This is a genomic window from Acinetobacter sp. ANC_7682 (genome assembly GCF_056779795.1).
On record NZ_JBWYIQ010000022.1, the window covers coordinates 1 to 19,873 of the forward strand.

At 39.3% G+C, this 19,873-nt stretch carries 17 protein-coding genes; 6 read left to right on the forward strand and 11 right to left on the reverse strand.

Annotation, left to right across the window (positions count from 1 at the left end):
• Nucleotides 1–118: 118 nt before the first annotated feature.
• The 4 genes from AC1M9D_RS09595 to AC1M9D_RS09610 are packed head-to-tail and all read right to left on the reverse strand — an operon-like array spanning nucleotide 119 to nucleotide 2,323.
• Entirely contained in the window at nucleotides 119–622 is a 504-nt protein-coding gene (locus AC1M9D_RS09595) for a hypothetical protein (RefSeq protein WP_035268821.1), read from the reverse strand.
• Nucleotides 622–1,305, reverse strand: a complete 684-nt coding sequence (locus AC1M9D_RS09600) for a hypothetical protein (RefSeq protein ID WP_155756988.1) — start codon at nucleotides 1,303–1,305, stop codon at nucleotides 622–624. The genes AC1M9D_RS09595 and AC1M9D_RS09600 overlap by 1 nt, the downstream gene beginning before the upstream one ends.
• An 18-nt stretch (nucleotides 1,306–1,323) precedes the next feature.
• Nucleotides 1,324–1,881, reverse strand: coding sequence for a PAAR domain-containing protein (locus tag AC1M9D_RS09605; protein ID WP_481612041.1), 558 nt, complete (start codon nucleotides 1,879–1,881; stop codon nucleotides 1,324–1,326).
• A complete protein-coding gene (locus AC1M9D_RS09610; protein ID WP_179999988.1) occupies nucleotides 1,874–2,323 on the reverse strand; it encodes a PAAR domain-containing protein in 450 nt (149 codons plus the stop codon). Before AC1M9D_RS09610 ends, AC1M9D_RS09605 begins: the two co-directional genes overlap by 8 nt.
• A gap of 270 nt (nucleotides 2,324–2,593) precedes the next feature.
• Here AC1M9D_RS09610 and rph point away from each other — a divergent pair, with 270 nt between their 5' ends.
• Nucleotides 2,594–3,310, forward strand: a complete 717-nt coding sequence (gene rph, locus AC1M9D_RS09615; protein ID WP_481611068.1) for a ribonuclease PH — start codon at nucleotides 2,594–2,596, stop codon at nucleotides 3,308–3,310.
• Nucleotides 3,311–3,618: 308 nt separating this feature from the next.
• Nucleotides 3,619–5,850 (forward strand): phosphocholine-specific phospholipase C, encoded by a 2,232-nt coding sequence (locus tag AC1M9D_RS09620; protein WP_481612042.1) that lies wholly within the window; start codon nucleotides 3,619–3,621, stop codon nucleotides 5,848–5,850.
• A 60-nt stretch (nucleotides 5,851–5,910) separates the two neighbouring features.
• Here the strand turns inward: AC1M9D_RS09620 and AC1M9D_RS09625 are convergent, their stop codons facing one another.
• On the reverse strand, nucleotides 5,911–8,241 hold the full coding sequence (locus AC1M9D_RS09625) for a DUF6351 family protein (protein WP_481612043.1): 2,331 nt from the start codon (nucleotides 8,239–8,241) through the stop codon (nucleotides 5,911–5,913).
• 434 nt (nucleotides 8,242–8,675) lie between these two features.
• Nucleotides 8,676–9,521 (reverse strand): carboxylating nicotinate-nucleotide diphosphorylase, encoded by an 846-nt coding sequence (nadC, locus tag AC1M9D_RS09630; RefSeq protein WP_481612044.1) that lies wholly within the window; start codon nucleotides 9,519–9,521, stop codon nucleotides 8,676–8,678.
• Nucleotides 9,522–9,665: 144 nt separating this feature from the next.
• On the opposite strand from nadC, the gene ampD reads away from it, so the two are divergent.
• On the forward strand, nucleotides 9,666–10,235 hold the full coding sequence (gene ampD, locus AC1M9D_RS09635; RefSeq protein ID WP_481592143.1) for a 1,6-anhydro-N-acetylmuramyl-L-alanine amidase AmpD: 570 nt from the start codon (nucleotides 9,666–9,668) through the stop codon (nucleotides 10,233–10,235).
• Between the two features lie 68 nt (nucleotides 10,236–10,303).
• Entirely contained in the window at nucleotides 10,304–11,857 is a 1,554-nt protein-coding gene (gene murJ, locus AC1M9D_RS09640; RefSeq protein ID WP_481612074.1) for a murein biosynthesis integral membrane protein MurJ, read from the forward strand.
• 76 nt (nucleotides 11,858–11,933) lie between these two features.
• Here murJ and bamJ (AC1M9D_RS09645) read toward each other — a convergent pair whose 3' ends face one another.
• The 5 genes from bamJ (AC1M9D_RS09645) to AC1M9D_RS09665 form a co-directional block, all read right to left on the reverse strand.
• Nucleotides 11,934–12,623 (reverse strand): BamJ family beta-barrel-assembly machinery protein, encoded by a 690-nt coding sequence (gene bamJ / locus AC1M9D_RS09645; RefSeq protein WP_481608127.1) that lies wholly within the window; start codon nucleotides 12,621–12,623, stop codon nucleotides 11,934–11,936.
• Nucleotides 12,624–12,670: 47 nt separating this feature from the next.
• Entirely contained in the window at nucleotides 12,671–13,378 is a 708-nt protein-coding gene (gene bamJ / locus AC1M9D_RS09650) for a BamJ family beta-barrel-assembly machinery protein (protein ID WP_035267750.1), read from the reverse strand.
• 182 nt (nucleotides 13,379–13,560) lie between these two features.
• Nucleotides 13,561–15,759: a polysaccharide biosynthesis tyrosine autokinase gene (locus AC1M9D_RS09655; protein WP_481612045.1), complete on the reverse strand. Its 2,199-nt coding sequence runs from the start codon at nucleotides 15,757–15,759 to the stop codon at nucleotides 13,561–13,563.
• Nucleotides 15,760–15,776: 17 nt separating this feature from the next.
• A complete protein-coding gene (locus tag AC1M9D_RS09660) occupies nucleotides 15,777–16,205 on the reverse strand; it encodes a low molecular weight protein-tyrosine-phosphatase (protein WP_481612046.1) in 429 nt (142 codons plus the stop codon).
• Complete coding sequence (locus AC1M9D_RS09665; RefSeq protein WP_481612047.1) at nucleotides 16,205–17,308, reverse strand: polysaccharide biosynthesis/export family protein; 1,104 nt, start codon at nucleotides 17,306–17,308, stop codon at nucleotides 16,205–16,207. The genes AC1M9D_RS09660 and AC1M9D_RS09665 overlap by 1 nt, the downstream gene beginning before the upstream one ends.
• A gap of 240 nt (nucleotides 17,309–17,548) precedes the next feature.
• Here AC1M9D_RS09665 and tviB point away from each other — a divergent pair, with 240 nt between their 5' ends.
• Together tviB and AC1M9D_RS09675 are read left to right on the forward strand one after the other, a co-directional pair.
• The gene (tviB, locus tag AC1M9D_RS09670) at nucleotides 17,549–18,826 is read left to right on the forward strand and encodes a Vi polysaccharide biosynthesis UDP-N-acetylglucosamine C-6 dehydrogenase TviB (RefSeq protein WP_481612048.1); all 1,278 of its coding nucleotides are present in this window, start codon (nucleotides 17,549–17,551) and stop codon (nucleotides 18,824–18,826) included.
• A gap of 15 nt (nucleotides 18,827–18,841) precedes the next feature.
• A complete protein-coding gene (locus AC1M9D_RS09675) occupies nucleotides 18,842–19,864 on the forward strand; it encodes an NAD-dependent epimerase/dehydratase family protein (RefSeq protein ID WP_481612049.1) in 1,023 nt (340 codons plus the stop codon).
• Nucleotides 19,865–19,873 lie beyond the last annotated feature (9 nt).

Sequence of the window (19,873 nt, forward strand, 5' to 3'; positions counted from 1 at the left end):
CATGAGCCGCTTTATTATTGAATTCGGTGACCGCTTAAGCAATCACCTTTAAATTTATGAAAAGCAATTACACAAAATTATTTACAGGCTCTTTTAATTACGCATAAGGTAAAATATATTAATTTAACTTTAAACATTGAGATCCATTAATTAAATCTGGATCATTTTTTAAAAGATTTAAATATTCACTTTGCAACACAAAAGTTTTATTCAAAGTTGCATCATATCGTTTTGCTAATTCTTTTCTTTCCAAATGATTCTGATATTTTTTCAAAAATTTATTAATAATACACATTGAATCAATAGCATCCCCCGATATTAACCTGTAACTTGTAATGTCTTTCTTATAGTCTAACCCCCCCATATCATAAGTATTAAAAAGTGATTCAATTTCACTCAAAGCATATAAATATAAGTGATCGTTAACTTCCGAAGGGTTTTCTGAATTTTTATATGCAGCTCTATAAACAAAGCTTGCACTTTCTAAACTACTTGAAATAGCCATAATTTTTGTTTGTACTATTTGTTTATCTAACTCGTCTTCATCAATTGTATTTTTTTTAGCATTAGAGCAAGAAGAAAGAAGCAGAGAGCAAATTAATAGAGAGAAGATCTTTTTCATTAATACGTTCCATCAAATTTTTCAAATTCTTCTTTTCTAGGAGTTCTGTAGCCTTCTGAAACAGCAAAACTATGAGCTTGTTTATTCCATCTTTTTCCAAAAATCATCGTATACAATCTTTCACTAATCATAAAAGGACCACCATTTTTTAGAATTTGCCCGGCTTTACCGACATATTCTGCTTTTGAAAACATACCATAGCCAGCTGGCGTAAGCTGAATGATATCTTCCTTATTTTTATAATGAGCAGCAATTCGAATTTTGAATGTATCTTTTAATAATTCAGTGGCTGCTATCAGTGCTTTGTCTTTACTAACCTTAGTAATATATGTAGCAAATTTGAGATACATCATTGTGTGAAAATATTCAGTATAAATAAATCCAGGTGTATCTTTCTCAATTTGCCTTAAATCAAACTCCAAGCCGAATCTTAAAGCCATATCATACTCAAAAGGTTGTCGTCTCTTAATATGATCCCAAAGATGCTGTGGAATACAAAAAGTATAAGGTACTATTTGTTTCACTTTAATTAAGTTTTGCCAACCTTCACATGCTGTAAGAAACCCATCATCAGCTCGGCACATATTGACTGTTCCTTTTAAATCAATTCGTTCCGCTGCTTGAGCCTGAATAGGAGTTTTATCGTAATTGCTATGATAGATTAAGCGACCAGTATCACTCATTTTTTCTCCTAGTATTATTTATAAGGGATCTAATGTCTTCGACAAGTCCAACGTTATAAGTTCAATAGCTTCTGGTTGATACTCGCTTTCGTAAATCGCTGTCATGCCGTGTTCATCTGTATAGCCTTGAACTAATAATTCCCCTGATTCTTTGCTATAAAGTTCATACAACATATCTGAAAGTAATTCCTGAGAATCTTCATCTATAATTTTGAACTGAATTTTATGGATTTCTTTCGCAGTATCTTCAACTAAATTACTCATGAGAGGTGTGGTTTTTGTTGAGATACTAGAAGTAGAACTAGCTCCACCGCTTGTGCCAACAACATGAACTTGTTTAGGCATTAAAGTAGCACCACACGTGAACTTATCACCGACATAAGCGACTGCTTTACCATCAAAAATCACATGGTCATTGCTTTTAATCAAAGTGGACCAGGTTTTGCATTTAGGGCAAGCAAAACCATCTCCCGCACGAAGAAATAGGTTTCCCATTTGAGAACTTCGAGATTGAGTGGATAACACTGTTCCACCGTGGCTTGTGGTAGAGCCATGAATGCCAAAACCTTTAGACATTCTTTGATCCCCCAATTATAGAAATCATGAAATCTTTGGGTAAAGCGGCATCATGATACAAACGTAAGACATGAGCGGTTATTGGACTATCGATAATTTCATCACCATTTTCTAATGGTGAGCCAATAAGTGCTGCGGATCGATTATGAACAGTGATGGCACTACCAGCACCAGAGATAATTTTTGCTGTTGAACCATCAGTATATATCGCTTCATCGCCTACTAAAGCTAAAGAAATACCTTTGACCTTATAGGTATCAGTAGATGCTCTTACTAAACCACCTTTTTTCGTTTTAGAACCATTAAATGCAGCATAAAATTTGGTATACGCCTTATTACTCCAATAGAGTTGCTCTGCTTGGTGAATCTTTTGAATATCATCTTGGGAAAGCTTTTTTAGCTGCTCTTCTGGCAGTTCATGCAAAAAAATAGGGCTAGTCATGCTAGATCCAATTATTCTAATTTAATAAAGAATAACAAAATACAGAATGAAGAAAAATTTAAAAATGTAATCGCACATTATCAAGAATAGTGATCATTATACATATGGGCGTTAAACGAAGTCTGATCATTTTTTATGTCAACTCAGTTCAAACCAATGTATGTTTTTAAATGAAACTGCAATTTTAAAACACGGACTTATAACAAAGTTAGATGCCATCAATCTGCTATAATGTGCCCAATCTTTTTTAAGTAAAAATTAGGACGTATTATGCGTATTGACCAGCGTGCATTAGACCAGTTACGTGACGTTAAAATTACTCGAAACTATACACGTTATGCAGAAGGTTCAGTTTTAGTTGAATTTGGTCATACCAAAGTTCTTTGTACTGCCAGTGTTGATAATTCAGTACCGCGCTTCTTGAAAGGAAAAGGCCAAGGTTGGGTGACTGCTGAATATGGCATGTTGCCACGTTCAACCCATACACGCAGTGACCGTGAGGCAGCTCGTGGTAAACAAAGTGGACGTACTCAAGAAATTCAACGCTTAATCGGTCGTAGCTTACGTGCTATGGTGGATTTGAAGAAATTGGGTGAAAACACGATTACAATCGACTGTGATGTTATTCAAGCCGATGGTGGTACACGTACAGCGTCTATTACAGGTGCTGCTGTAGCCTTGATTGATGCTATGAATTCATTACTTGAGAAAAAGAAAATCAAACAAGATCCACTCAAAGGTTTGGTGGCTGCAATTTCTGTTGGTATTTATCAAGACGAAGTACTACTCGACTTATGTTATGAAGAAGATTCAAACTGCCAAACAGACTTGAATGTGGTGATGACTCAGGCAGGTGAGTTTATTGAAATTCAAGGTACTGCAGAAGATAAACCGTTCACGCGTTCGCAATGTAACGCAATGCTTGAAATGGCTGAGAAAGGCATTCAAGAGTTAATTCAAAAGCAACAACAAGCACTAGGTTGGTAATTCGCATCTGATAGCATGCGTTAATTGCAAAAAAGCACCTTGATAGAGGTGCTTTTTTTATTTCATAGATTTGCAATTGAAGTTTCATTACAGCGTCACGAAAAAAGCGTATCACTGAGTTCGCATAAAACGAGAAGGATAGCTACATGCGAGCTTATTTTTTTATATTCATTCTTACACCGAGTATTTTGTTAACAGCTTGTGGGGGAGATGATGATCACCAAACATCCAAACCGCAACCTTCAGATCCAAGCTGTGAAATCCAATGTGCTCCATAACCATAATAAGAATAAAAACAGGATAAATATATGAACCGTCGTGACTTTATTTTAAATTCGACCAAGACATTATTGGGTGCATCTGCATTAGCGAGTTTTCCGTTGAGTATTCAAAAAGCTTTAGCAATTGATGCAAAAGTGGAAACTGGCACTATTCAAGATGTGAAACATGTGGTGATTTTGACTCAAGAAAATCGTTCTTTTGATAACTATTTTGGAACATTCAAAGGAGTACGTGGTTTTGGTGATAGATTCACCATTCCATTGAGTGGTAAAAGAGCGGTGTGGGCACAGTATGACGCCAACAAAAATAAAATTTTGCCTTATCACCTAGACAGTTCATTGGGCAATGCTCAACGTGTTTCGGGCACACCTCATTCATGGAAGGATGGTCAAGCTGCTTGGGATTGTGGGCGTATGGGCAATTGGGTGGAACATAAACAACCTCAATCCATGGGTTATTTTAAGAAACAAGAGCTCGAGTTCCAGTTTGCACTAGCGGAAGCATTTACTTTATGTGATGCCTATCATTGCGCTATGCACGCGGGAACTAATCCTAATCGTAAATTTATTTGGACGGGGACCAATGGGCCAACTGCTGCAGGTGTCGCGAGTGTAGTCAATGAGTTTGATAGTATTGGTTCATCAATGATTGGTTACGACTGGACCACATATCCTGAACGCTTACAGCAAGCTGGGATCAGTTGGAAGGTTTATCAAAATATGCCCGATAATTTTACGGATAATCCTTTGGCGGGATTTAAGCAATATCGCAAAGCCAATGAATTATCTGGTAAGCCGGTTAGCCATGCCAATATTTTGTCGCCTGAATATGATGAGCGTATTGATCAACGACAACCTCTCTATAAGGGGATTGCCAATACGATGCCTAAGGACGGCGGTTTATTAGGACAATTTAAACAAGATATCTTAGACGGTAAATTGCCACAGGTGAGCTGGGTGGTGGCACCAGCAGCGTATAGTGAACATCCGGGACCATCAAGTCCTGTTCAAGGTGCGTGGTACATCCAAGAACTGTTAAACACTTTAACGGCAGATCCAGAGTTATGGAGTCAGACGGTTTTACTGGTCAATTTTGATGAAAATGATGGTTTCTTTGATCATGTACCATCGCCGTCTGCACCATCAAGAGAAATCAATGAAGCAGGTGATATCGTTAAAGTTCATGGTAAAACCACGTTATCAGAACAAGAGATATCATATGAATATTTCAATCACCCACGTGTATCAGGTTCGACAGCACAGCCTGAATTAAAATTTAAAAATGGTAAGAATGAAAACTTCTGGCATGGTGTGTATGGTCCAGGAGTGCGTGTTCCTATGTATATCATTTCACCATGGAGTCGTGGGGGATGGGTCAACTCTCAGGTATTTGATCATACTTCAATTATTCAATTTCTTGAGCAACGTTTTGGTGTAAAAGAGCCCAATATTAGCCCTTATCGTAGAGCAGTCTGTGGTGATCTTACGTCGGCATTTGACTTTAAGACACCTAACCTCAATGTACTGCCAACACTCCATGGGCAAAGAACCAAACAAGAAGCTGACAATACGCGTCGTTCGCAAGAGCAACTCAGCAAGGTTCCAGTCCCATCAAATCAACAATTTCCTGTGCAAGAATCTGGAATACGTCATTCTCGAGCATTACCTTATTTATTACATACCAGCACGCGCGTACAGGTTGCAACCCGAAACATACAATTGATTTTTGCAAATGGTGGAGAACAAGGTGCGGTTTTCCATGTCTATGACAAACTAGATTTAAATGCCATTCCTCGACGTTTTATGGTGGAGGCAGGCAAACAGCTTGAGGATGTTTGGGAGCTAGTAGATGATCAATATGATCTTTGGGTACTTGGACCAAATGGTTATCATCGAGCATTCAAGGGAAATCTTCACCATCAAATTGAAAGAGATCATTTGCCAGAAATTCGAATTTGCTATGAAGCCTGTCAACCTAAAATAATTTTAAAAATACGGCATGATGGTGCTGAAGCCGTGGAGATGATGGTCAAGGACAATGCGTACTACAATCAAAAAATGTGGACTGTCAAAACTCAATCGAATGAGGCTGAACTTCATCTCGATTTAACGGAGTCTTGGGGATGGTATGATTTTAATGTTGTGATCGCCCAACAGCAGGGAGAGCAGGCTTATGAACGTCGTTTTGCTGGACGTATTGAAACAGGGCAGCATACATGTACTGATCCTATGATGGGATTATTGCAACCTAAATCTTAAACACGAAGTAAAAAAGCCGTGAATGTTCACGGCTTTTTTCAGAATTGAAAAATTCAGGTATTAAGACAGTCGAAATGAATTAGAGATCCAACCTTTCGGAAGATGGGGCATTATAAGCTCCTCAGGGCGATTTGGATCTTCATCCAGTTGCTTACCACCATAAATGACATCATTGATCTGTCCATTTTGATTTTGATATGTTAACCAAGGATAGGTTTTACCAAACCCAACAGGATCTTGGGTGTAATCACAAACACCATCTGGAAAAACTTTTTGTAATCGAGTCCATTGCTCATCTGTAAAGTTAATATTGGGGTAAAGACGACGTGTGAGTGGTTGGAGTTTACATTTATTGGCGTAGGTACTAATTTGATCACCTGCTACCATTCGCGGTGTTTTATAGACGGGTACACGAAGGTTATTGCAGAACCCAGATCTTCGAATCGTTCCTAATGTGATACATGAGTCGTTAAGATTTACTTTATTGCGTGTGAGTTTCTGTGGCAGAGGTAAATTGCTTGTATCATTTTTTACGCGATCCAACCATTGGTTCATATCATCGAAACTGATTTCTAAACATTTAAGATCGCCAATCATAATGGTATCACCTCCATACAGAAGCTGATTGTTATGATGTCCGTGTGCTTTGTCTAAACGTGCTCTAATCGCGAATGCTCGGTAAGCATCATGGAAGATCGCTGGATCTGGACCACGACAATCAATAATCGCCACTTGATCTAAATTATTGGCAACATTGATTAAACCAGTTCGATAAGCATTTTTTAAACCTTGCTCCGTGGCATATAACCGTTCGGGAATTGGATTAATATCAATATCAACTCCACCGAGGCGTTCATTTAATAAAACAAATTTTTCAGCATTAATCACACCATCAAATAAGGTTTGAAGCCCGTATTGCACACCGACATTATCAATTGGCAGGTTTGCAAACCCAACATTGCGTTGATTTTCGACGGGACTCCAAATTTGTCTAAGCTGTTGTGTATTTGGATCAACTTCAGTTGGATTTCTGAGACCCAACAAATTTACAGCAGCCTCTTGAATTGAACAGCGTGTCCCATTCGGATTTGAGGTGGCATTGTACAGTTGTGTTTCTGATATTCCACTACAAATTGTATTTGGTCGAGCAACATCGAATTGCGCAAGTTCACTGACATAACCATTAATCTCAGAAATATGACCTTGAATATGGTTAATTTGATGAGGGAGGAAAGAGCGGCCTTCTGCTGTTTTAAAATAATTGATCATAATATGATAATCAGCAAACTGAGACGCTGTACTCCATGCATCAGGGAAGGAGCACGTTACTAACAAACCTTGGTATACACCTGGATAAGCGTTAGCTACCCATTGAGATGCGAGCGCGCCACCTGAGCAGCCTTGTCCAATCGTGTAGTCTAAAGTGCCGTATTGTTCGATAAAACGTTCTTTGGCCATAATGATTGATTCAGCTTGAACCGCCAAATTACAGTTATGTCCACTGTTGGATAGCGCCGTAGACATGACGCCATAACCTTTGCCCAAAGCCTTGATGGTAATATCTGGCAAAATAGAACTTGATGTCGCAACCACGGTAGGCGCGGTTGCAGACTGATAATCATTTCCGCAACTTTGCCCATGGGTTACTAACAGCTTATTATTAAATTGGGGTTGTGGATTCAGCGCAGTCCAAGGCTGATTAGGATTAAACAATACAGCAAACCGATATTCATCACGATTTTGATAGCCGACCTCCTCTCGAATGATAAATGGTACTTCTACGCCTGTATCGGTCTTAATTTTGGAAATCAGGCCCGCCGAAGGTGGTTTCTCAGGATTATAGGTTTGTAAAGTTCCGACTAAATTCCGATAGTAGTAATTATATTGAACGGGTTTACGACAAAATAAATCAGTCGAGCCGTTGGTACAGGTCCATGGATTAATTTGAGGTCCAGATAAAAGAGGACCTGTGGTACTGAAATTTTTTAAATATAAATTTTGAATTGCGTTTGGTGTTTCAATTTTTAGTAGATTTTCCCCTAACTGTAATCCATCTAATAGCACTCTATTTTGAGCATTGGAAAAGCGAGATTTGATGTCCTGCCCATTTAAATGAATGCTTATATTTGCGTCATTAAAATTAATCGATGGGTCTAATTCGATCAATACATCATTATCTGTCACAAGATCGGAGCGAGTTGATAAAACAGTTACGAATTCTTTTTCAAGTTTATTCGTTGGATTGTCAGGATCAGTTGGATTGGTCGGAGTTGGCTGTGATCCATTACCACCGCCTGAATTTCCCCCAGATTCGCTGGAGCTTTTACAACCGACGAGTAAGCTGCTACTAATCGCGACGCTTAAAAGCGTATAGATCATTTGCGTTTTCATGTGATTTCCCTAATGTACAACATGGTGGATGCAATCGATCCGATGACTGCATTTCTTTTTATTTATTCACTGACATTCAGCATGTCTATGCGTTGACACCCTCCTATTATTTAGACAATGCGAACTCATGGGTTTAATTGTATTTATTGGCTTCACTATGAATGAAAATTAGGCAGCATGTCCATGACATAAAATTAAATAATTGTAAAATTAAGGCAAATAAATAATTGAAATTTAATGATTTACTTTGCATTCTATAGTCATATTATGATTTTTATTAAAAAAATAATCTGAAAGTGTGAAAGGTATCAACTAGGACAATATAAATTCAAATTTTTTTGTGTTCTTGCGATAAATTTGATGTAGCATCACAGTTTTAAGCAAATAAAAAAGGAGCAAAGCCCCTTTTTTATTGAGAGATAGGATTTAATCAATTAAGCGTTAAAGCGCATAGATAAATCGATGGCTTTTACATCTTTAGTAAGTACACCCATTGAAATAAAGTCGACGCCTGAAGTAGCAACTTCACGTAAGTTCTCGATGGTAATATTACCTGAAGCTTCTAATTTACAACGACCAGCCACATGCTTGACTGCATCAATCATTTGTTGTTGGCTGAAATTGTCCAACATGACGATATCGGCACCAGCATCTAAAGCTTGGTTTAACTCATCCCAAGTTTCAACTTCGACTTCCACAGGTTTACCAGGTGCAATGGCATGCGCTTTGTCGATTGCTTGCTGAATGCCACCTGCAGCCATAATATGGTTTTCTTTAATTAAAAAAGCATCGAATAAACCTAAACGATGGTTTTGACCACCACCTACACCCACTGCATATTTTTGCGCAATACGTAAGCCAGGTAATGTTTTACGTGTATCCAGTAGTTTGGTATTTAAACCTTCTAAATGTTTCACATACTCAGCCGTTTTTGTAGCAACAGCAGAAAGGGTTTGTACAAAATTAAGTGCTGGGCGTTCAACGGTTAACAGACTGCGTGCTGAGCCTGCAAGTTTTAAAAATGCCTCATTGGCTTGAACTTCATCGCCATCTTGCTTTAACCAAATCACATCAACGCTTGGATCATAGGCTTTAATTAAAGCATTCACCCACGGTTGCCCTGCAAGAATCATCGTTTCGCGACTGATAATGGTTGCTATTGCTTGTTCATCTTCAGGTGTCAGCAATGCGGTGATATCACGTTCACCAATATCTTCTTGCAATGCTTGTTGGATATTGATTTGAATTGATTGTTCAAGCAAAGATTGCGGTATGCTCATAAAATCCCTATTGTAGGCACCAGAAAAATGAGCAATATATTACCATTGCACCTCAAGTAATGGTGCTGTTTTTTTCGTCCAAGTCTTTTCAAAGATGAGCGTGGATGAATTGTCATAAGTTGCAAACACGGATTGAGATCACACATGTCGAATGTACCCAAGCTTCAAGTGGTAGATGGTGTATTACAAGGTGCAAGATTTATTGCTTCACCAAATTTTAATCAAAGACCAGACCATACTGACATTCAACTGGTGGTCATCCACAATATTAGCTTACCGCCCTCACAGTTTGGAGGAGGCTATATTGAGCAGTTTTTCCAAAATAAATTAGATTGGGATGCACACCCTTATTTTAAAACCATTGAAGGGATGCAGGTCTCAGCACACTTATTGATTTTAAGGTCAGGCGAAATTTTACAGTTTGTTAATTTTAAAGACCGTGCTTGGCATGCAGGACGCTCTACGTACATGGCAAATCCAGAATGCAATGATTATTCGATTGGCATTGAACTCGAGGGTAGTGATGATCAAGATTTTACGGAACAACAATATCAAGCTTTAGTTGAGGTCGTGGCAACACTTCAACACGCTTATCCTAAAATTAAAAGTCATATCGCAGGGCATTCAGATATTGCACCTGGACGAAAGACCGATCCAGGACCGCATTTTCAATGGTGTTATTTTAGAGATCAATTAAAACAACGAAAAATATGATGCTTTGTCGAATGAAATAACAATTTAAAAGCGAAGTTTTATTACAATATCGTCAATCTTTTAAAGTGGTGAATATGATGGCGCTTTGGCGATCCACCTTTATTGTGAGTGCAATGACCATGTTGTCTCGTGTCATGGGGCTTATTCGAGACATGGTGCTGTTAAATGTGTTTGGGGCAGGGAAAGACTTCGATACTTTTGTCGTAGCGTTCCGTATTCCCAACTTTTTTAGGCGTCTTTTTGCCGAAGGTGCATTTTCCCAAGCATTTATTCCTGTTCTCACAGAATATAAAACCACCAAACTCCATGCTGAAGTTCAGATCTTAATTAGTCGGGTATTTGGATGTTTGCTTACCGTAATGACGGCATTAACTTTGCTGTGTATGATTGTTGCACCTGCGATATTGTATGTTTATGCGCCAGGATTTCATGCCGATGCAGCCAAATTTGATTTATCAGTCGACTTATTCCGTCTCACCATTCCCTACCTGATGTTTATGTCGCTGACGGCATTTGCCAGCAGTATCTTAAACAGCTATGGCTCGTTCACCACACCTGCATTTGCGCCAGTATTGTTGAATATTGCAATGATTGCAGGGGCTTTGTGGCTGTCACCATATATGGAAACACCCATTATGGCATTGGGTTGGGCAGTGGTGTTTGCTGGCATTTTGCAATTAGCCCTACAAATTCCGGAGCTTTGGCGCAAAAAACTCCTGATTCCACCCAAAGTTGATTTTAAGCACGAAGGTGTCGAGCGTATTTTAAAATTAATGTTGCCTGCACTGTTTGGGGTTTCAGTCACACAAATTAATTTGCTGCTCAATACCATTTGGGCGTCTTTTATGCAAAATGGTTCTGTGTCATGGCTTTATACAGCAGAACGGATGACCGAATTGCCTTTAGGCTTAATTGGTGTAGCCATCGGAACGGTGATTCTGCCTGCACTCTCTGCGCGTAAAGCTGAACAGGATCAAACTAAATTTAAGGCTATGTTAGATTGGGCTGCACGTGTCATCGTATTTGCTGGTATCCCAGCCAGTATCGCTTTATTTATGTTGTCTACACCGATTATTCAAGCGCTGTTCCAACACGGTGCTTTTGATGCACGAGCGACAGAAATGACCGCTTTGGCATTACAATGTATGAGTGGTGGTGTTTTGGCATTTATGTTGATTAAAGTCTTTGCTCCTGGATTTTATGCGATTCAAGATACCAAAACCCCAGTACGTGTTGGCCTAATGGCTGTTGCAGCCAACGCCATCCTCAATGTGGTTTTTATTGGTATCTTCAAATGGATGGGCTGGGAGGAACTCCATATGGCATTGGCGTTGTCATCTACAGGTTCTGCTTTAGTCAATGCAGGGATGCTATATTTCTATTTACACAAGCGTGAAATATTCCGATTTGGTCCGCACTGGAAAAAGTTATTTTTCCAATTTATGGTGGGCAACGCCGTGATGATCGCAGCCCTATGGTATGGCCTAAGCTGGTATAACCCAGATGTAGCACCGTGGATTCGTGTATTTGAAGTGCTTGCTCTTTGTGTATTGGGTGCGGTTGCCTATGTAATGGGTTTATTTGCGACTGGCTTTAGACCAAGACAGTTAAAACACGGCTAATGCTTCAAACAGACTCTCAATAAAAACATAAAAAAACATCGCTTCCGCGATGTTTTTTTTATAAGTCATGTGAACCTTAAGGCAAAACTTTTAAAAGTTCGACATCAAAGATTAAGGTGCTGTTCGGCTCAATCGCATCGCCCGAACCGATCTCACCATAGGCCAAATCAGCAGGAATAAAGAAGCGGTATTTAGCACCTTCCTTCATGAGTTGTAAGCCTTCAGTCCAACCCGGAATGACTTGACTCACTTGGAATTCAACCGTTTGATTACGCGCGATCGAACTATCGAATACTGTGCCATCGATCAAACGCCCTTCATAATGAACTTTCACTTTTGACGTCGCTTTAGGTGTTTTGCCTTGACCTTGCTGAATCACTTGATATTGCAGCCCTGTTGGTCGTGTGACAATGCCTGCTTTTTTGGCATTTTCTTGTAAAAATTGCTGCCCAGATTTTAAATTTTCTGCAGCTAATTTTTGAAATTCAATCAGCTGTTTCGATTCGCTTTGCTTTTTGTATTTGGTTAAAGCCTGCGCCATTTCTTGATCGGTTAAACTCGATTTTTGACCGGTTGAGCCTTGTTTCAATCCTTCAATAAAAGCATCCAAATTAATATCTTTTAATGTATCCGCATTAGTGCGTCCCATCACATAGCCATAGCTATATCCGAGCTGATCTTTTTCAGTACTTTTATTGCTAATGTTTGCCGCAAATGAGGCAGAGCTGAGGATCAGCAGACTGCTTAATATAGAGATTTTTTTCATCATTCAAATCCAAAAAAGGAGAGCTGAAGGCTCTCCTTTTGATTAACTTATTTGACTTCGATTAATTCAACATCAAAAATGAGTGTGCTGTTTGGTGGAATCGTACCAGGAACACCCTGTTCACCATAAGCCAGATTTGATGGAATATATAAGGTTGCTTTACCGCCTTCCTTCATCAATTGTAGGCCTTCGGTCCAACCAGGGATGACCTGATTCAACGGAAATTCAATCGGTTCACCACGTTCAACCGAGCTATCAAAGACTTTGCCATCAAGTAATTTACCGGTGTAATGCACTTTAACCACGGAGTTTGCAGCAGGTTGTTTGCCTGTACCTTCTTTGCTGACGAGATACTGCAAACCAGAAGCAGTTGTTTTAACATTCGGTTTTTTTGCATTTTCAGCCAGGAAGCTATTGCTTTGTGCATTGGCAGCTTTAGAGTCTTCGACTTTCTTTTCTTCTAATTCTTTTTGTAAAGCCACATAAGCAGTTTGTAGTTCTTCATCGGTATAGGCACGTTCTTTTTTAGCATGCGCTTCACGGACACCGACAATAAACGGATCAATGGCAACTTCAGGAGGAGTTTGGCTGGCAACTTCATAACCCAGTGCATAACTGATTTTATCAATCGGTTTTGCATCAGCAGTCATGCTAGAAACTGTCGCAGATGTTGGATGTTGACTTGCATAATAAACAGGGACGAGCGCAGCACCGCCTAAAACGACAGCAACAGCGATGGGTAAAGCTTTACTCATGAGATTTCCAATTTTTTTCAATTATATGTGCGACAATCTAAAATCGCGGAACCAAAACAGCATAGCGTCAATTCACTTTCAGCGATATAGAATTTCAATGAAATCAACAAAATTTCACAAATATAAAGTATTTGATCGGCATAAAAAAAGCCTGAATAGATCAGGCTTTGATTCAACAATAATTAATCATTGTCCTTTGATGCTTTATATGCATACGCATAGTTATAGCCATATCCGTAACCATAACCATAACCGCCAGCACTACGTTGAATGTCATTTAAAATAAAGCCATTTACTTTCACACCGGCTTGTTCGAAACGATTGACTGTGATTTCGAGTTCTTTCATTTGTGTCTTTGCATAGCGAGCAATGACCAGATTTACACCTGCATATTGCGAAATGATAATACCGTCAGTCACGGCAAGTATAGGTGGCGTGTCAATGATCACATGATCAAACTGTGTTGAAAGCTGTTCAAGCAACTGTTTGAATTTTTCAGAACTCAACATCTCAGATGGATTGCTCGGACTCTTACCACGAGTGATCACACTTAAACCAGAGACTTCAGTGTCTCGAATAATATTTTGTAGAGAGTGCTGATCAGTCATGTAATCAGTCAAACCTGGCTGTGTTTCAATATTGAAATATTTGTGTAGATAACCACGACGTAAGTCAGCATCAATAATCAACACACGTTTGTCGGCTTGCGCTAATATCGTGGCTAAATTGGTTGAAATAAATGATTTACCCACTTCAGGTGCAGGACCAGAAATCATAATCACATTATTTCGAGCTGAACTCAGCGCAAAATGAATCGCCGTGCGCATACTGCGTAAACTTTCAATCGCAATATCATCGCTATTCTTAATCGCCAGAATTGGGATTTTCTTATGCTTTTTCAGCATCTTAATTCGGCTTTCTTGTACTGGCGAACGCGGTACTGTTGCATAAACCGGTAGATCTAATTCATTTTCAATTTGACTAGAATCTTTGATGCCTGAACGCATCATATTACGTAACAGCGCCAGAAGTGTCCCGAGGAAACCGCCAACAAATATCGATAACACTAAAACAATCAGTTTCTTGGGTTTAATTGGTTCAATTGGTTCTACGGCCGTATCAACAATACGAACATTGCCAATCTCCCCCGCTTTCGCAATACGAAGTTGTTGGTACGAATTCAGCAAAGCTGTATACAACTGTTGTTTGACTTCAACTTCACGGAATAACTGTAGATAGCGACGTTGCAAGTCTGGGAGTTGTTTTAAGGTGCCATCCAATTCATTGATTTTTTTATTGATCGCACCAAGTTGAGCGTTCATTTGTTGCATGATTGGATGTTCATTGGTGTATTTCGCACCCGCTTCAGCCACTTTTTGCTCAAGTTCAGCTTTTTGTGTTTCTAAAGCAACGCTTTGTGTTAAATACAATTCAGATTCTTTGGTGACATCAACCGTATTAAAGCCTTGACGGAATTTGTTAAATTCACGTTCGGCGACATCCAGTTGTTGTTTTAGTTCTGGGAGTTGTTCATCCAAGAATTTCAATGTTTGAGCTGTTTCAGCAGAACGTCGTTCTACATTTTGCTGACTATACGCATTTAAAATCGTATTCAGGACTTTTGTAATGTGCTCTTTATCTTGACCTTGATAGTTTAGCCCTAGAACTCCAGTCATTTTCCCTTTTTCAGCCACTGAATAGTTGGCCAAAAGTGATTTCATCGCAGCTGGTAAAGATTGTTTGGTGATGAGATAGCCGTCATTCAATTGATCTTGTGTGCGAATCTCAACTTTCCATACGCCATCACGGGTAGAGCTTTGATTGAGTTGGTTTACTGAACCTTTTAGCACCACTTCTTCGGTTTTTATATCCGTCAGGGTAAATTGTTTCTCAGTAAAATTAAGTGCCAATGCACGGTCACGAAATTTCTGAGGAACATGGAAATGGGGAATCGCAAAAGATTGTTCGTCATCGTTAAAAATTACAGATTGACGTGAATAGTTGGTCGAATAGTCATGTGGTGCAAACAACCGATCGAAAAATGAGTTTTGAGTTCCTTTAATTTTCAAATCAAGATTCAATTGATTGATCACTGAGCCGAGGACTAATCGAGATTTCAGGATTTCAATTTCTGCTTGAGCAGGTTGTTTCTGCTCAATCATACTTGATAGATCACCCAAAAGTGCTGCAGAGGCACCTTTGCTTTCTTCAACTTGAACCAAAGCATCTACAGAATAAGTATCTGGTGTTGTACGTAAGTAGAGTAGGGCACAGACCAGACTCAAAATCACACATAAGGCAATCAATTTCCATTGTGCGATTAATGAAAAAAATAATTCTTTTAAATCAATTGTATCTTCGGTATTCGCGGTTTGACTCATAATCTTTATTCAAAATATTAAAGGTGTTTTTTCCAATCAGCGATACAATTCTGAATCAACTGACAGGTGTCATTAAAGAATGCTTGATCGTGTTGATAGGGATCCGCAATATTTTTTTCACGCCAGTGCCCCAAGCGAAAGGTTTTTCCTTTTGCGTATGGCCATGTTTGTTCGATATGCTTCTGTTGGTTCTTGCTCATGACAAGAATCAAATCCGCATTTTTGACCAATTCAGCATTCAGTTTACGCGCCACATGATCTTGCATATTTATACCGAAGTTTTGCATACATTGTAATGCTTTATCATCTGCTGGATGGCCAACTAGACCAGAAATACCAGCAGAGTGAATTTTTCGATCAGGGTATGCATCTTTTAGGAAATACTCTGCCATGGGGCTTCGACAGATATTTCCAATACAGACCACTAAGATATTTTTAAAATTCATTAATTCCCCAAACGATCTAAATTATATAAAGCATTGGAGAAAGGAATCACCTGGTTAACTATACGTTGCCAGCGCGTTAGACCCGTTGCATCGACATAAACAATATCATTACTTTGCATTTTAAACTGATTGGCGAGACCAAAATTAGCAATGCTAGACAGATCCATATGGAAGATTTCAGTCATCGGTGAGTCACTTTGACTTCTAACGACGTAAATTTTACTGCTGCTTGCTGACAATGGATTCAGGCCTAAGCTTTCCCCAATCACATCACTCAAAGTCATGCCTTGATCACGCATCGGCAGGGACTGGTTTTTACCTGACTCACCCATGACATAGATTTTTTGGTTTTCGCGAGAGTTGACATAAATCGTATCGTTAGCTTGCACCAAAAGATTGTGTAGCGAAAACCCTGCTTTCTCAAGTTCAATCGAATTTAAATTATAAGTTTGACCATTTCGAACGAGGCTAATCGATGTATTCGCACCAAATTGTGTGTTGACGCCACCAGCTAAGCCAAGCGCCGTATAGATACTGGTGGGTTGATCATTTAGTGTATATTGACCACCTTTCATGACATTGCCCTGTACTGAATAACGTTGACCTTGGTAAGACAAAACTCGAGCGATGACATCAGGTGTTTTTAAATAACGGGCAAGTAACTGACGAAGTTCTTGATTCACTTGATCTAAACTTTTGCCAGCCGCTTTATAACGTCCAATAATCGGAAATTGAATATACCCACGAGAGTCGATTTGATAGCCGTTAGATTTAATGGCTTCTTCATTATTAATGGTATTGGTGGGCGGTGTAATTTCTGGATATGCCCATAGATAAATGGATAATACGTCACCAGCACTGAGTAGATATTGTTTTTGATTTTGTAGAAACAAATGTCCCAAATCTTGGTGAACATTGACTTGTGCAGGTTGAACAGCAACAAGGGACTCTTGAGTGAGTTTGATGACATTGACTTGAGTGCCCAAATCCGTCTGAAAAACACCTTCTTCAGGTAAGTCATAGGTTTGAAGACCTGAGGTAACAGCACATCCTGTAAAGCTTAAACTTAATGCCAACAGCAAACTATAACGATAGTGACTCACTCGTATTCCTATATTGTATACATTTATGATTATTCAAAAATTAATCTTAACTTAACTATATAAAGTTAAGCGATATTTTATACTAAATATAACAATAAATATATCTTACTCTAGTTATCTTTATGTTTTAAATGCAGAAAGTATAACTTGTCTGACTTAAAGAGGTATAATAAGAGTAATTTTTATCAAACTATTAATGATGTAGAATATCCATTTTAGAGCATATATAAGGCTTCAGAGATGTATGATCTCTATAATCTAAAAATTGCCATTATCGGATTGGGTTACGTCGGTTTACCGCTCGCTGTTGAGTTTGGTAAAAAAGTTCCTGTCGTGGGCTTTGATATCCATCAAAAACGCATTGATGAGTTGCGTAAGGGGCATGACCATACATTAGAGGTTTCATCAGAAGAGTTAGCGCAGTCTACGCAGTTGATTTATAGTGCGAATTTAGAAGATCTAAAAGACTGTAATTTATATATTGTCACAGTGCCAACACCAATTGATGAATATAAACAGCCAGATCTTATCCCACTTGTTAAAGCATCGCAAAGTATTGGGCAAGTTCTGAAAAAAGGCGATGTGGTGGTCTATGAATCTACGGTATACCCAGGTGCGACAGAAGAAATCTGTATTCCTGAACTAGAAAAAGCATCAGGTCTTAAATTTAACCAAGACTTCTTTGCAGGTTATAGTCCTGAGCGTATTAACCCAGGTGATAAATTGCACCGTGTCACCAATATTTTAAAAATCACTTCAGGTTCAACGCCAGAAGTCGCTGACTTTGTCGATGAAGTTTATAACTTGATTATTGAAGCTGGTACCCATAAAGCAGCGAGTATCAAAGTCGCTGAAGCAGCTAAAGTGATTGAAAACACCCAACGTGACGTGAACATCGCGCTGATCAATGAGCTTGCAGTGATCTTTAATAAAATGGGCATTGATACCGAAGCGGTGCTGCAAGCGGCTGGCACGAAATGGAATTTCTTACCTTTCCGTCCGGGTCTAGTGGGTGGTCACTGTATCGGTGTGGATCCGTACTATTTAACCCATAAAGCCCAAGCGATTGGCTATCATCCTGAAATTATTTTGGCAGGTCGTCGTCTCAATGATGGCATGGGTGCGTATGTGGTGACTCAGCTTGTGAAAGCTATGCTAAAAAAACGCATTCAGGTGGAAGATGCCAAAGTCCTGATTTTGGGTCTCAGCTTTAAAGAAAACTGCCCCGATATTCGCAATACCCGCATCATTGATATCGTGAATGAACTCAAAGAATATCATATTGATGCCGATGTCTATGACCCATGGATTGATGCTCAAGAAGCTAAGCATGAATATGGCATTCAGCCAATTTCGACTTTAGAAAATGGCAAATATGATGCCGTGATTTTAGCCGTGGCACATGAACAGTTTAAAGCCATGGGTGCGAAAGCTATCCGTGCTTTGGGTAAATCTGAGCATGTACTGTATGATTTGAAATACGTGTTATCTCAAGCTGAATCTGACCTTCGTTTATAATAGGACATACCCATAATGAATCAATATCAACAGGTATGTGAAAACCTCAAAGCTGTACCTAAAACATGGCTCGTCACTGGCGTTGCAGGTTTTATCGGCTCAAACCTTTTAGAAACTTTACTTAAGCTCAATCAAACAGTGGTGGGCTTAGATAACTTTGCCACAGGTCATCAGCACAATTTAGATGAAGTTCAAAGTTTAGTAACTGCTGAGCAGTGGGCGAAATTTAGCTTTATTGAAGGTGATATTCGTCAGTTTGAAGATTGCCAAAAAGCCTGTGCAGGTGTGGATTATGTCTTGCATGAAGCGGCACTCGGTTCAGTGCCACGCTCCATTGCAGACCCGATCACCACCAATGAAACCAATATCAGTGGTTTCCTCAATATGCTGACTGCGGCACGTGATGCTGGTGTAGCAAGCTTTACTTATGCAGCGAGTAGCTCAACCTATGGTGATCATCCTGCATTGCCAAAAGTGGAAGAGAACATAGGTAATCCATTGTCGCCATATGCTGTGACCAAATATGTCAATGAACTATATGCCGATGTGTTTGCCCGTAGCTATGGTTTTAAAGCCATTGGCCTGCGTTACTTTAATGTGTTTGGCCAACGCCAAGATCCAAATGGGGCCTATGCGGCGGTGATTCCAAAATGGACAGCTTCAATGATCAATGGTGAAGATGTCTTTATTAATGGCGATGGTGAAACCAGTCGTGATTTTTGTTTTATCGACAACACCGTGCAAGCCAATATTTTGGCGGCGACGGCATCGGATGAAGCCAAGAATCAGGTTTACAATGTAGCAGTCGGTGACCGTACGACATTGAATGAATTATACAATGCCATTCAAGTAGCACTTGCGGAAAATGATGTGCATTTTGAACGTGATCCGATGTACCGTGATTTCCGAGCAGGCGATGTACGTCATTCACAAGCGAGTATTGCCAAAATTCAGCAACATTTGGGTTATGTACCTGAGTTTAAAATCGCCGAAGGTATTCAACTGGCGATGCGTTGGTATGTGAACAACTTAAAATGATCTTGAGCA